Annotated in this window: 8 protein-coding genes; all 8 read right to left on the minus strand. The window is 39.6% G+C overall.

Going from position 1 to position 15,743, the window contains the following annotated elements; translation table 11 throughout:
* Positions 1 to 1,937 (minus strand): Sgo0707 family adhesin (locus M1F65_RS09600; RefSeq protein ID WP_247925903.1); only part of this gene is annotated, 1,937 nt, incomplete at its 3' end.
* 361 nt (positions 1,938 to 2,298) lie between these two features.
* Positions 2,299 to 4,113, minus strand: coding sequence for a G5 domain-containing protein (locus tag M1F65_RS09605; protein WP_000087620.1), 1,815 nt, complete (start codon positions 4,111 to 4,113; stop codon positions 2,299 to 2,301).
* 75 nt (positions 4,114 to 4,188) lie between these two features.
* Complete coding sequence (locus M1F65_RS09610) at positions 4,189 to 11,946, minus strand: isopeptide-forming domain-containing fimbrial protein (RefSeq protein ID WP_247925900.1); 7,758 nt, start codon at positions 11,944 to 11,946, stop codon at positions 4,189 to 4,191.
* Positions 11,947 to 12,005: 59 nt separating this feature from the next.
* Positions 12,006 to 12,593 carry a TlpA family protein disulfide reductase gene (locus M1F65_RS09615; protein ID WP_125384834.1) on the minus strand — a complete coding sequence of 196 codons (588 nt, stop codon included), beginning with the start codon at positions 12,591 to 12,593 and terminating at the stop codon, positions 12,006 to 12,008.
* A 390-nt stretch (positions 12,594 to 12,983) separates the two neighbouring features.
* On the minus strand, positions 12,984 to 14,330 hold the full coding sequence (glnA, locus tag M1F65_RS09620; protein ID WP_001122883.1) for a type I glutamate--ammonia ligase: 1,347 nt from the start codon (positions 14,328 to 14,330) through the stop codon (positions 12,984 to 12,986).
* A 38-nt stretch (positions 14,331 to 14,368) separates the two neighbouring features.
* Positions 14,369 to 14,725, minus strand: coding sequence for a transcriptional repressor GlnR (gene glnR, locus M1F65_RS09625; RefSeq protein WP_000664333.1), 357 nt, complete (start codon positions 14,723 to 14,725; stop codon positions 14,369 to 14,371).
* A gap of 76 nt (positions 14,726 to 14,801) precedes the next feature.
* A complete protein-coding gene (locus tag M1F65_RS09630; RefSeq protein WP_000119887.1) occupies positions 14,802 to 15,329 on the minus strand; it encodes an FUSC family protein in 528 nt (175 codons plus the stop codon).
* A gap of 141 nt (positions 15,330 to 15,470) precedes the next feature.
* A partial coding sequence (locus M1F65_RS09635) for an LPXTG cell wall anchor domain-containing protein (protein ID WP_247925901.1) occupies positions 15,471 to 15,743 on the minus strand: 273 nt, incomplete at its 5' end.

A 15,743-nucleotide genomic window follows, 5' to 3' on the forward strand; every position in this document is an offset into this window, starting at 1 on the left:
GGAAGTTCTTTTCCTGGCGTTCCGCTGACAAATTCGTGTGTTGCCTTGTAAGTTGGTGCTGGGGTGAATTCCCAAGTGCCTACGAAGTGTGCGTCTGCTCCATTGATAGTTTCTGATGCCTTGTCATAGGACTTAAAGCTCCAAGTACCTTCAGTTGTCTTAACTTCTGTTTGACTTGGTTGTGTTGGCGTTGCTTGACTGCCATCTTTCAAGTCTGTTTGATCTGCTGGAAGTAGGGTTTTCACTTCTTGTGGAAGTTCTTTACCTGGAGTTCCGCTGACAAACTCGTGAGTTGCCTTATAGGTTGGCGCTGGGGTGAATTCCCAAGTGCCGATAAAGTGGGCATCCGCTCCATTGATAGTTTCTGATGCCTTGTCATAGGACTTGAAGCTCCATGTACCTTCCGTTGTCTTAACTTCCGTTTGACTTGGTTGTGTTGGCGTTACTTGACTGCCATTAGGTAAATTCTTTTCTGTTGCTGGAAGCAAATCTTTCACTTCTTGTGGCAACTCTTTACCTGGAGTTCCACTGACAAATTCATGGTGTTTTTCGTAAAGAAGAGCAGTGCTCACCTGATTAGAAGGAGCTGATAAGTTATCAACATGCAAGGTTACAGTGTTGTTAATTTTTTCAGGTCCCTTTTCTTCCACTTTTTTGTTTGTAGTAGTATTATAAGTTACAATAATTTCAGCAGAAGAATTCGCTTTTATGTATTCAGGTGTCATTTTAACAGTAACAGTTTGACCATTCTTTTCAATAGTATAATCACGCCCTTCCTGTAGAGTCACTCCACCTGATTCCACTTTAAGTCCTTGATAATCAAGGCGCTCATCAAAATTCTGAACCATTTCGATAGATGAAGGCGTTGCTAAAAGATCTTTGCCAGGAACCGGAACTTTAAACGTTGCTTTATAAGTGATATTTTGCCCCTCTTTAGCTGGAATCTCTGTAGGATCTACTTCTAGAACAGGGCTCGGATCAATTTTTTCAATATAGAGACCAAAGACGGCCGAAGCAACCTCTGTTGATGAATAAGCAAAATTCATCCTATTACTATTCGATCGAAGGGCGAAACCAGAGATATTGTTCTCAGAATAGCTACCACTTGTAATCTGAGTCGCAATCCAAGCAGTTCGTTCTCCTTGGTCCTCCTGTTTCAAAACATTGGCATTGTTCATCAAACGAAGATTAACATCATTTTGATAATCTTTAATATAGAAGGTTTCCTTCAAGTTGTTTGCATCCATTGCATCGATGTCTGTTGGTTTCATGACCAACTTCAAATCTGTCTCTGAACCATCTGCATAACTCAACTCGGCTGTTACATCAGCATCAATCCAAAATGCTTTATTCATGATGTAATCATGATTCGCATCTACGTAAGGAACATTACCAATTTCAAAAGCACTGCTTTCCCATAATTCAGAAATTGAGAAAAATTCAACAGTAGATTTTTGAGTACTATTCATTTCAGACTCTGCTTGAGCAGTGTTTAGATAGTGAAGAGTTACCTTATTGAATTTTAAGTAAGCATCTACTTGCTTACCATTGACTGTCCCAATATTTGTGAATTTTAGAGAAAGAGGATTTTCAAAAACTTGATCCTGCTTTTTACTTTTATCTACTTTAAGAGTAAAGTTCTCCATCTCGCCTGGATAGGCACCACCCCAGAGATATTCATAGTGGGGATTCGATAAATGAAACTGATCAACAGCCTGTGATTTAGATAAAACACTAAAATTGTTGATGTTCAAATTAAACTTACGAATATCCAAGGTTGAGATATCCGTTTCATTTTTTATTTCTTCTAAAGCCGCATAAGATTGAAGCGGAAGAAGAAAAATAGAAAAAAGTAAAACGACTAGTCCGAGAAAAGCCTGTTTTTTTCTACTGAAAATAGTAGAAAAAGGCATTCTCATGCGATATTTCCATTTCATAATGTACCTCCAAAACTAAAAATGATTATTTGATCATTTCAAAAGAAATATTCATCTCATTCTAACACAAAGAAAGGGAAATTGAAAGCAGATATAAAAAAATATTTACTTTTTTGTATTTCCAGATTGTCAATTTTCGGTGAGAATAATTAAAATATCAAAATTTCAGAACAGGCGTTTACACTATGTAAATAGCTGTTTTATTGTTGAACCTATTATCACTCCATGAGTTTCATAACGTACTCAAGCTACACATAAACATTAATATATTTAATTTTTTATAAAAAAGAACCCAAGAATAAATTCTGGGTTCTTTTTAGTATTTCTCGTACAAAAGATGCTTTTGTACAATTAGAGAGCCTTAGTCTTTCTTACGAACGACAAAGCCTACTAGACCAGCGATAAATAAACCAATCATTGAAAGAAGACTGGTAGAAGCTGTACCTGTGCTTGGTAGAACTTTCTGTTCTTGGCTTGCAGTTTCTTCTTTCTTAGTGCTTTCAGCTTGGTTCCCTGTTGTTGCAGTATCATTCTTATCACCGTTGGTTGTTGTAGGAGTTACTTTCTTAGTTCCAACTTCGACAATCTCATCTACTGCTGGAGTGGTGATTGTGCTTGATTTCTCAACACGACCTGTTTCAACGCCATCTGTGTAAGTCACTGTATAAACAATGGTGCGAACACCCTTCTTACCAGCTATCTTCACTTGACGACTGCCTTCTGGAAGGTCTGCGTTCTGCACTTCTTTGACTTGGAAAGCAACTTCTTCTGTCTTCGTTTCTTCCTTAGTCGTTACAACTGGGGCTACTACTTTCTTAGTTCCAACTTCGACAACTTCATCTACTGCTGGAGTGGTGATTGTGTTTGATTTCACCTCGCGACCTGTTTCAACGCCGTCTGTGTAAGTCACTGTATAAACAATGGTGCGAACACCCTTCTTACCAACAGCTTTCACTTGACGACTTCCTTCTGGAAGATTTGGATTTGTTACTTCCTTAGTTTGGAAAGCAACTTCTTCTGTCTTGGTCTCTTCCTTAGTCGTTACAACCGCTGCTTTCTTAGTTCCAATTTCGACAACTTCGTCTACTGCTGGAGTAGTGATTGTATTTGATTTCACCTCGCGGCCTGTTTCAACACCGTCTGTGTAAGTCACTGTTTCAACAATGGTACGAACACCTTTTTGCCCAGCTGTTTTCACTCGGCGAACACCTTCGGCTAAGAGTGCATTTTCAACCTCACGAGTCTGGAAGGCAACTTCTTCAGTTTTGGTTACTTCCTTAGTCGTTACAACAGTTTTTGAACCTGTATAAGTAATCTTGTTTTTTGCAACTTTCTTAGTCTTGCGTGAAACTTCTTTACGAGATTTTTCAACACCATCCACTTTTGTCACTTCATAAGTGACTTCATCGATACCTTCTTCACCTTCTTCAACACGCGTTTGACCTTTATCCAGTGCTGGATCTACTTTCGTTTCTTCTTTGAAAGCAACTTTTTCCTCCACAGTCACTGTTTCTTTGGTTTCAACACCTGTTTTCTTAGTTCCAACTTCGATGATTTCTTCTACTGGTTCTTTAATTACTGTTTGGTTCTTTCTATCACGTTTTTTCTCAACGCCATTTACCAAAGTAACATCCCAAACAACTTTCTTCTGACCTTTTTCTCCCGCTTGTTTTACCTTTCGAGTACCTTCAGCGAGGTCTGCATTGTTTTCTGTCCGAGATGGGTAAGGAATCTCCTCAGTAGTTGTGACTTCTTGATGTTCTTCTTTTAAATCTCCCCCAGTGAGAAGTGCCTCAGCCTTAGCTTTTAAAGAATTGTAGCGAGCTTCAAGCGCCGCAAAACTTTTTTGACCTTCTGGACTCTTCATTGCCTTCTTTGCAGTCTCAAAAAAATTCTTTGCTTCTTCTACATCACCCTCTAGGAGTTCTTTATTATCCTCATCTGGACTATTTGTAAAATCCTTAATTGAAGATTCTATACTATCAAGCATTCTTTTGAAAGTATTTGCAATACTTCGCTCTTGGCCATCTGGAATTTCTTCATCTTCCGCTGGTGTCTCTTCCGCATGCACTGTTGGAATTTGATACAAGTCGGGAGCTACATGATAAGTGGCTACTCCAAGTGCATTTAAAGCAAGTATAGAAATTCCTAACTTTAATAATTTTTTTCTACTCATTATTCTTTCCTTAACACTTTCAATATACAGTAAGGAGAAGAGTAAAATTTTCTACTCTCCTCTTACTATATGATACTAACGTTCAGCTTTACGCTTCCAAACTAGAAGTCCAGCAAGTCCTAGAGCTAGGGCTGCAAGTACTCCAAAGATTGAAGATCCTTCAGAACCTGTATTTGGCAATGTTTTCTTAGGTTCTGCTGGAGGAACGGTTCCACCTGGTGGCGGAGTTTGTGGTTTTTCTGGTGTTGGTGGTGTTGGTGGGAACACCACAACTTTGTTGGTAGTTTTTGGCTTTGGATTATGGTTAAAGCTTACTTCAGCTGTATTTGGTACACCACCAGTGAATTTTGTAAAATCTGTTCCTTCTTTGAAGTTAGTGTAAAGTACAAGACGTACGGTACTTCCCTTCAAGGCTTCAAGAACATCCTTATCGCTGATTTCAAAAGTCACAACATTGCTAGTTTCATCGTAAGTAACAGTAGCAATTGCTTCTAAATCTTTACCTACTAATTCACCGCGGTCATTTGAAACTTTAGACAATTTATCAATAGCTGCTTGAAGCTTGGTTTGAGCTTCTTTTAGTTTCTTGATTTCATTTTCAAGTTTCTCTTGTTGTTGTTTCTTATCAGCTGGTGCCAATTCTGATTCTTTTTCAGCTGGTGCTTGAAGTTTAGCCAAGTTTTCTTCAGCTGCTTTCAACTCTGCTTCCAAGCTTGCAAGATCTTGACTTGGCTCGCTAGTTGCAGGTTTCTTATCTTCTGATGCAGAAGAATCAGATGTAGCTGGAGTTGTTTCTTCAGCAGCTGTTGCTGGAGTAGCTGGTGTTGTAGTTTCAGCTGGTTTAGCTGGCTGCGCTGCCTTAGCTGCTTCCAACTTCGCTTTCAATTCAGCTACTTTAGCTTCCGCTGCCTTGAGTTCTTCCTTCTTACCAGTCTCTGTTGAAGTATCTTCTGTTGACTTGCCTGTCAAAGCTTTGAGTTCTTTCTCAGACTGTTCAAGTTGAGCTTGAAGAGTTGCTTTGATCTTGTCAAACTGAGCATTTTCAACTTTAAGAGCGATACGGTCTTTGTTGACTTTCAAGACTGAATCGATTTTATCAGTGATCGTAAAGCTAGTCAAGTCTGTCTTGATAAGACGACCATATTGATCCTTCTTAGCATTTCCGTTTTCATCTACTGGATCTGTTGGAACCGGTGTAGTGATATCGAAGCGGAAGGTATCTAAAGCGTTTGGTAAGTGGTAGTCTTTATCAGGTTTAGATCCATCTTCTGGCCCAACTGTCTTAGCAGGTTCACCTGGTGTTGGATCTGTTGGTTTTTCTGGGTCACGCGGTTTCACCGTTACTGGTTTTGTTTCCTTGCTGCCAGATTGACCATTCGCATCCTTGAAGTTGACAGTTGCTTTGTTTGGTACCAATTGGTCCTTATAAGCTTTCAAATCGCTATTCGCTTTGAGTTTAGCTGGAATATACAATTGGATTTCTTTGAAACCTTTCAATCGAGCGAAATCTTTCACTTTCACAGTGACTGTATTTCCCTTAACACTTGTTTCAAGGGCACCATTTGCATCACGACCATCCACATAGGCTACTGGCGTATCAGCGATTGCCAAGACCGGTTCGAGTGTATCTGTGACTGTGAACTCTTTGTACTTATCAATATCTTTTGGCAAAGTTGTATTGACATTATACATGTATGGTGCGTCGTATTCCACATCCAAGTGGTCCAAGGTACGATTAATCTTCTTAGAAATTTCTGGTTCTGGTTCTTTTGGAACGATAACCGGAACTTTATTCGAATCTTTGTGTAGCCCTGGTTTGTGTGGGAACTTCGCGTCATAAGAAGCTGTATTTGGAACAGTGAATCCACGATCTGTTAGATATGGAGTCAAATCAGCTCCCGCTTTAATCTTCGCAGTGAAGCTCAATTCAACTGCTTGACCACCATTTGCTTTCACTTGCTCTTTTGTAAGTGTCAAGGTAATGGTTTGACCTTCTACCTTGATTTGGCTAGCGTCAAGCGCTTGACCATTCAAGCTCGCGTTTGCTGAACCTGCATAATCAAGAACAGATTCAAGTGTATCACTTACACTGAAGACTGTCGCATCTGTTGGAACACTTGTTTTCACGTTGTAGGTGAAGACTTGATCACGATCAGCGAGTGTTTCTTCAGCTTTCGTGTTGACATCTTTCTTGATTTCTGGCTCTTCTGGAGTCGGTGGCGTTACTGGAACTTCATTGGAATCCTTAGTGAAGCCTGGTTTGTTTGGAAGATCTACCTTGTAAGCTGCCTTGTTCGGAACCTTGATTGACTTATCTTCTGTTACATAATCAGACAAGTTAGCACCCGCTTTGATCTTAGCGTCGAAAGTTAATTCAACAGCTTGACCAGCACTTGTTTTAGCTTGTTCTTCTGTAAGGGTCAAGGTAATGGTTTGACCTTCTACCTTGATTTGGCTTGCTTCAAGAGCTTGACCATTCAATTTAGCACTTGATGTGCCGGCAAATTCAAGAACGTCTACTAGTGTATCTGTGACTGAGAAGGCTGTCGCATCTTGCGCTACTGTTGTTTTCACATTGTAAGTGAAGACTTGGTCACGTTTGTCAAGAGTTTCAGCTTCTTTGCCGTTCACATCTTTCTTGATTTCTGGTTCTTCTGGTGTTGGTGGCGTTACTGGGACTTCATTAGAGTCTTTCGTAAAGCCTGGTTTGTTTGGAAGATCTGCCTTGTAAGCTGCCTTGTTAGGAACTTTCACAGTCTTATCTTCTGATAGGTAAGCAGACAAGTTCGCGCCGGCTTTGATCTTCGCGTCGAATGTTAATTCAACTGCTTGACCGCCATTGGCTTTGACTTGTTCTTCTGTAAGGGTCAAGGTGATGGTTTGACCTTCTACCTTGATTTGGCTTGCTTCAAGAGCTTGACCATTCAATTTAGCACTTGAAGTTCCTGCGAATTCAAGAACGTCTACTAGTGTATCTGTGACTGAGAAGGCTGTCGCATCTTGCGCTACTGTTGTTTTCACGTTGTATGTGAAGACTTCATCACGTTTTGCGAGGGTTTCTTCTGCCTTGCCGTTCACATCCTTCTTGATCTCTGGCTCGTCTGGTGTTGGAGGCGTTACTGGGACTTCGTTCGAATCCTTGTGATATTTCGGATTGTGATCGATGTCGTAAGAAGCCTTATTCGGAATCTCTGTCTTACCATCTTTATTCACATAAGCTGATAAGTTGGCATTATCTCTGATTTTAGCCTTGAAGTTTACTTCAATAGTCTTACCTGCATCTGCTTTGACAGAAGCTTCTGTAAAGGCAACTTTGATGACTTGACCAGAAAGTGTCACTGTCGCCTTCGATCCTGCATCCTCACCATCAAGTTTAACAGTGGCTGAAGCATTCTCACCAACAAATTCTAGAACTTCTTTCAACTCGTCTGTCATCTCAAACACAGTTGCGCTGGCAGGCATTGTTGTTTTCAAAGTATAAGTAAACTCTTCATTACGTTTTGCAAGATCATAACGTTCTGCTCCGTTTACTTCCTTCTTAAGCTCTGGAGTAGTGGTTGGTGGTGGTGTAACGGTAACTGGTTTTGATTCTTTCTTAGAATCAGGATTATCATTAATGATGTAGCTAGCAGTATTTGGTACTACCGGCTTGTCTTTTGATTCATTTGGATAAGCCGCTAAGAGTGCATCAAAGGTAATGCCTTCCTTCACCTTAGCCTTAAATGAAACTTGGACTGCTTTACCAGCATATTGTTTCACTTGCTCTTTACCAAATGTGACCGTCAAACGTTGACCTTCTGTTGTTACAGTGAGGTCTTGAACAGCTTGGCCATCAACAGTGACCGTTGCTTCTCCTTCAAATGCCAATTCTTTGACGATATCATCTGAAATGGTGAAGCTATCTGCCACATGTGGAACCGTTGAGTCAATCGTATAAGTAAAGATTTCTGATAACTTACCAAGATCTGCGTGTTCCTGACCATTCACCTTCTTCGTGATTGGTGGTGGTGTAACAGTGACCGGCTTGGTTTCTTTCTCACCTTGTTGGTCATTCTTGTTGGTGTAAGTAATCTTAGCTTTGTTCTCAATAGATGGAACAGTTGAGCCTTTCTTCACTTTGGCATGAATCACGAGTTCTACTTCTTGGTTACCGTAGTCACCCGCATTCGCAAAATCTTTCATCGTTGCAGTCACGGTTTGACCTTGAACTGTTACATCGAAGAATTTCGCTGCCGCTCCCTTGATTTCAGCTTGACCTGGAGTCAAGTTCTCATCCAAGGTATCCGTTACAACGAAAGACTTGTACGTTGTAATATCATTTGGCAATTTCGCTTTGATATTATAAGTAAAGTCGGTTTCCGCACCGATTGTTGCCTCTGTCAGTGTTTCGTTGATTTTCTTATCAACACCTGGTTCTGATGGAGGGGTTACGGTGACAGGTTTCGTTTCTTTTTCTCCGCTATGATCGTTCTTATCTGTGAAGCTGAACTTCGCAGTATTTGGAATGTTGATACGACTCACTCCATCATTGATCTTAGCCGGAATAATCAATTCCACTTCTTGACCAGCAAGAGCTGTAGCGTTCGCAAAGTCCTTCATCGTTGCAGTCACGGTTTGACCCTCAACTGTTACATCGAAGAAGGCTGCAGCTGCTCCTTTGATAACTGGTTTGCTTGAAGTTTCATTGATAACTGACAAATCTCCTTCAAGTGTATCTGTAATCACAAATTTCTTGTAATCTGTAATATCTGTTGGAAGTTTTGTCTTAATGTTGTAGTTATACGCTTGACCTGTCGCGATATCTAAGTGATCAAGGGTTTCATTGATCTTCTTCGTTACAGGAGGTGGCGTTACGGTGACAGGTTTCGATTCAACTTCTTTCTCTACATTATTCTCATTTGTAAAGGAAATAGAAGCCTTGTTTTCAATGGTTGTACCTGTCACATCATTTTTAACTTTTGCAGGAATGACTAGTTCAACAGTTGAGTATTTTGCAAGTTCACCAAACTGACCATCCTTCACCGTTGCCGTAATCTCTTGGCCATTGGTGTGGATATCAAAGAGGGCCGCTGCAGAACCTTTAATACTTACGTCGCCTGCAAGTTCCAAATTAGCATCCAGTGTATCACGAATCACAAATTTCTTGTAATTGGCAACATCACTTGGTACTGCTGTTGTAATGTTGTAGTTGTATGGTTGCCCATCAAACGTTTGGAAGCTATCCAAGTTCTCATTAATCTTCTTATCAATAGAAGGTTCTTGTGGTTTTGGTGGGGTAACCGTTACTTTATTCGATGTTTTCTTGATATCATTCAAGGCAACATCTGCCGTGTTAGGTACTTTAATTTGACCATCTTCCTTATATTTAGAAAGGTCAGCACCCGGACGAATCTTAGCCTTGAAGGTCAATTCAAGGTATTGAACATCTTTAGTTTTACGACGCGTTACCTTACGTGAGATTTTTTCAAGTTGAGTTTTATCAAGAGTCAGTGAAACAGTTTGACCTTCAACTTTTGTAGCAGTTTTCAACTCAGTATTATCTTTTTCACCAAGTTTTACATTCAAGCTATCTGCCTGAACTTCCAACTCTGAAACAACTGTATCCGTAAGGCTGAATGTATCTGCAATGCCTGGCCATGGAACAGTCACCTTGTACTCGAAGAGTTCTTCTTCTTTCTTAAGATTTTCATGTTCCTTATCATTGACCTTCTTTGTAACTTCTGTCTCGACTGGTGGTTTGACATAGACTGGGTTTGAGCGTCGAATTGTACTTGGTTTGTCAGCTGTTTTAGCATGGTTACTTGGATCAGGATTATTATCCTCACCATTCCACATGATATTACCCTGGTTCAGCAAACCGAAACCATCATTATCCTGAAGAAGGGCCATAAATTCTTTGCTCGCTTGATTATTGCGATATTGCTCCTTCAAGCGAACGGTAATGGTCATTTTAGCTTTTTGAAGCACTAAGTATTCATAACCATTCACACTTGGTACATCAGCAACAACAACATCACGTTCGTTTCCGAGATCGTCATTTTGTTTCACTACACGAGTCAAGATTTGACCTTGTGGTCCAGAAGCATGATGACCTACAACTTCTAAACGATAGTCAAGAGGGTCAGTCAGCATAACATTTTTCTTGAACTCATATGGAGCGTTGTTGAAGTTGTAATCTACTGTATAAGTAAATGTTTCATCTTTGGCAGACAAGTTCGCTGCATAGGATGGTTTTTTGGTTAATTGAAGCGGATCTTCAATAGTACCAGTATCATTGCTTTGATCTTGGTCTACAATTTTCTTAGTAGCACTTGGGTAACAGTATTCTAGCTTTTGAACTTCTACTTCTTCTTTGTGTCCACCGATTGTTTGGGTTTCAAAGTTACCAACTTTAAACTTACCAGTCAATTCAGGAACTGGAACTTTCTCTTTAACAGGCTGATAGTCTGCAGGAGGATCTTGTTCATCATCCTCATCAACTTGTTCAGCGTGAGCTTCCTTGCTCAAATCGTAGTCAAATTTATTGTCACCTGGGTTAAAGACACTCTCTGGTACAGAGATAGTAACTTTATCTCCGTTTTGTGTAATTTTACCACGAACTTCTTTTGTCGAGTCTTTGACTTCCGACACAATTTTCTTACCATTGATACGGATGGCATCAACTTTGTAACCTGGTGTAATATCAAACTCACCAGTGATATCTTCCTTGATTAAGGCCGCCATTACAGATTCCAAAATTCGATTTGAAAATCTAGTAATGTCACTTTGTTCATTAACATAGAAGGAAGTATTCTTACCATTCACTTCCTTATCTGGAGAAGCCATTGATTGCAAAGCTTCATGGAAAATAGTTTGGACAGAACGATTATCACCAATATTTAGTGCATTTCCAAATCCGTTTAGATAGGCATCTCCGTATTGGTAATACTTCTCAGTAAATCCTTCTACACGTTCCCAGAAACCAATAACAACCGAGCCCTTATCTCCTACAGTCGCTTTCAGTTTATCTCCCGCCGCTTTAAGTTCATTTGCACGACCCACAATATCCTGTGATGCTTCAGGATAGCTATCGACTCCCCAAGCACGTTGGAGGGCTGAATTACGAGTCCAGCTCTTGTCCATAACGACATTGTTACTTCCTTGAGGACGATAACCATTTGCAATACCATCAGTAATTAAAAGAAAGACTGTCTTACGACCGTTTTCCATATTCCCTTTAACTCTGTTGTATGCTGCAATCGTATCATCAATCGCAGGAACAGTTGGGGTACCACCTTCAACAGCAATATTATCAATAAAGCCATGAATTGTTTGTTGATTGCTAGTTAAACCACTATTCCCATAGGTATAGTGTTTCCCTGTTGTATCCGGATCGGTGTATACATTAGGCTGACCTGTAAAATCGTCGCTGTTAAAGTAACGAACTTGATCCAACCCCTGATATGAGGCAACAAATACTCGGTCTGTTGTTTTTTCTTCGTTCGTTTTAACCAAGTGAGGATTTTTCTCATCATAGTCTTCTGCATTGACATACGTTGTCAATCGTTTCAAAGCATTCTTAACATTTGGAATTGTTTTACTAAACGATCCACTCGCATCCTGCAAGATAACAAGGTCAATAGGCTGTCTTGGAACTGACCAAGCAATCTTCTCTGTTTTTTCAATTTTACGGGAACATCCATTTTGTGTTATCTTTGTATTTCCACCTACTTCAATAGCACTACCGCCTTCATTTGCTGCAGCACTACCAAGCAGCTGTCCCATTAAGGCTAATGGAACAGATAAAAATAAAATGATAAACAATATGGAGACCTTTTTAATGAAATCTCTCATTGCTATTTCTGAAATCCTATTGTGATTTCTTCTTCCCCCTTTTCTATAGTAGATATATGTTAGTTGAGTAGTGTTTGCAACTCTTTAGAAAAGCTTTCCGCATCGGAATGATTAACCAATACATTTTTTACTTCTTGCTTTTTGGTTACAAAATACATACTTGGTATGGTCTGAACCTGTAATAGATCTGCCGCTGATTGATCTTCGTCATAGTAATAAGGGAAAGTGTATCCTTTTTCCTTAATGTATCGATCAGCACTCTCCTTTGTTTCTTTACCAGGTTCGTTCATATTCAGTAAAACAAAATTGATCTGTTCACCATACTTTTCATACATCTGCTGAACAATGGGTAGTTGTTTCTGACAATGAGGACACCAACTAGCCCATTCGACAATTAACATAGGTTTATCATACAGCTCTGAACTGGCAACCAATTTACCGTCTTGAGAAGTCATTTTAAATTCTGAAAGTTGTTGACCTTTTAGACTCAAGGCAGTATTGTTCTCAGCACTTGAAGTTGATTGCGAAACTGATGAAGTCCCTACTTCTCCGTCCTTAGCGGGTCTAGTATAATAAATCAAACCCACCGACAATCCAATGATGACTCCCACTGCTAAAAACGGAAGCCACCACTTATCTTTTTGCATAGAATCTCCTTTCCTTTTTAATGAAATATGGCGAGTAGAACTTGAGTAAATAATATAGTAAATAATTTATAAACTCTCCGAAACTCATCCATTCCAAAAAACATTTTATCATTTACTAATTAGTATTTCAAGAAATATGTTGTCAAAATGTAAACTTTTTTCTTTCCCTTGCAAACCCTGCTATACTAAAGCATTAAATAGGTATAATGAAAATGCTCGTATGTTATTTTCTAAGTATTTTCAGAATATTATTTCTTTTTAATGCATAATCAACTTTTTCTTATTTCCTATTTTTCTATATAATAACTATACTAAAAATAGCAACAAAATCCATTTAAAAATTTGCAAAAATAAAAAAGATTATCCAATTAGATAATCTTTTTTATGTTCTTAATACAAATCAAGATAATTATCAACTTCCCATTGTGAAACAAAGGTTGCATAGCTGGCCCACTCGATACGTTTCGCTTCAAGGAAGCTAGTGTAGATGTGTTCACCTAGGGCTGCCTTGACCACGTCATCCTCAGTCAAAGCTTTCAAAGCGTTGTGAAGAGTTGATGGAAGATCAGTGATTCCAGCTTCCTTACGCTCTTCTGCTGTCATGATGTAGATATTTTCTTCGATAGGAGCTGGTGCTTCGATTTTGTTTTCAATACCATGCAAACCAACTTCCAAAAGAACCGCCATAGCGATGTATGGGTTTGCCATTGGGTCCACTGAACGCAACTCAAGACGAGTTCCCATACCACGTGAAGCCGGCACGCGCACAAGTGGCGAACGGTTACGACCAGCCCAAGCAATGTAAACAGGTGCTTCATAACCTGGAACCAAACGTTTGTATGAGTTAACTGTTGGGTTCATGATAGCAGTATAGTTGTAAGCATGCTTGATCAAACCGCCAAGGAAATGGTAGGCCGTTTCAGACAACTGCATTCCTTTTGGATCATTTGGATCAAAGAAGGCATTGTTTCCTTCTGCATCAAACAAGGACATATTACAGTGCATACCTGATCCAGCAATACCAAATTTTGGTTTTGCCATAAAGGTTGCGTACAAACCGTGTTTACGAGCAATGGTTTTTACTACGAGCTTAAAGATTTGAATCTTGTCACAGGCACGAAGGACTTCATCATACTTGAAGTCAATTTCATGTTGTCCAACCGCAACCTCGTGGTGACTCGCTTCTACTTCAAATCCCATTTTGGTCAAGACATTCACGATTTCACGACGTGTATTGTCCGCAAGGTCAGTAGGCGCCAAATCAAAGTAGCCACCCTTGTCATTCACTTCAAGTGTTGGGTCGCCATTTTCATCCAACTTAAATAGGAAGAATTCTGGCTCTGGACCAAGGTTGAAGGATTTGAATCCTACTTCTTCCATATGACGAAGTGCACGCTTCAGATTACCACGTGGGTCACCTGCAAAGGGTTCGCCTTCTGTTGTATAGACATCACAGATCAAACCTGCAACACTTCCATTTTCATCTCCCCAAGGGAAGACTGTCCATGTATCCAAGTCTGGGTACAAGTACATATCTGACTCATTAATACGTACAAAACCTTCAATAGAAGATCCATCAAACATGGCTTTATTTGACAAGACCTTATCTAACTGTTCATCTGTAGCAGGAATTTCGACGTTTTTCATCGTCCCCAGGATATCTGAAAACATGAGACGAATAAAGGTAACATTTTTTTCCTTGACTTCACGACGAATATCTGCAGCTGTGATTGGCATGGGTTTTCTCCTTAATATATATGACTACTTGCGATTGCCTAACCGCGACCAAAGGGTGACCGTACTGAAGCAAAGCGCCCCTGCTGGAGGAGTTCATTGTGAAGTGCGCGACGCACTTCCGTCTGACTCACGGCTTTCTTGGACTTCGCCTCGCGTTCAGCATATTTTTTCTTAATCGCAGCAATATTATGACCTTCAGAGATATAATCTTTGATTTCAAGCAGACGATCCATGTCATTCAACGAATACATGCGACGGTTCCCTTCGTTTCGATCAGGTTTGATCAACTCTTGATCTTCATAATAACGAATCTGACGCGCTGAGAGATCGGTCAATTTCATAACACTGCCGATAGGAAAAACAGCCATATTTCGGCGAAATTCTCTTTCCTTCATTTACAATTTCCTTCTTCCTGTCTATTATAGTCTAAAAAAAGACATACGTCAACGAATAATGTCATAAAATGTAACATTATTTTCTTTTTTTCTCCCAAAAGAGTTTCAGTTGCTCAATATCATAATTTACAAGGATTGCGACAAAAACTCCCATAAATGTTTCAAATACACGTGCAAACACGTACAAAAATGTTTCTCCGCTCGGTATTGATAGGGTAATGATCAACATAGCCGCTACACCACCGATAACTCCTGCCTTGTTGTTCATGGCGACATTTGTCATAATGGTTAACATGGTGCAAATCGGAACAACTAGTAAAGTTACCCAAAAGGCTCCATGAAATAAAGTGTTTAAGAGGAAAAAGACAAGGGCGTAAAAACCGCCAATACTATTTCCTAAGATACGCGAAGTTCCAAAATGGACGCTCTTATCAAAGCTCTCTCGTAAACTGAAGACTGCTGTCAATGCTCCGATTTGAAGCCCCTTCCAGCCAAAAAAACCAAAAATCAAGAGAACTATAAATACGGCAATCCCTGTTTTGAAGGTTCGCATACCAAGCTTGAACTGTGACTTATCAAATTTATATTTTTTAAAATAACTCATAATCTCAACTTTCTACTACCATTTTAACATAAATTAGTTGATTTTATGAGTGAAAATCAATAGGAAGCGTTTTTAATTTAGGGGTACAAAAAAGAGGAAACAGAGTTCCTCTTTTCTATTTAAATTCAGAGCTTAGTTGCTTTAATCTTCTTTACGTTTCAACTGACCAAGTCCTAAAACTCCTACTAAAGCTGCTAGACCAAGATATGGCATGTAGCTTGAATCATTTGTACCTGTTTGAGGTAGAGTAGGATTCCCTTTTGGATTTGGAGTAGGAGTTGTTGGCTCCTCTGGTTTCTTAGGTTCTGGCGTTGTCGTGCGAACTGTATTTGAAGCATAAGCAACTTTGTTCACAGTATTTACATAGGTATTTTCAAAGGTTCCGACAGCAATTCGTTTCATTTGAATATAAGT

It is taken from the genome of Streptococcus oralis (genome assembly GCF_023109195.1).
Lineage (GTDB): Bacteria > Bacillota > Bacilli > Lactobacillales > Streptococcaceae > Streptococcus > Streptococcus oralis_BV.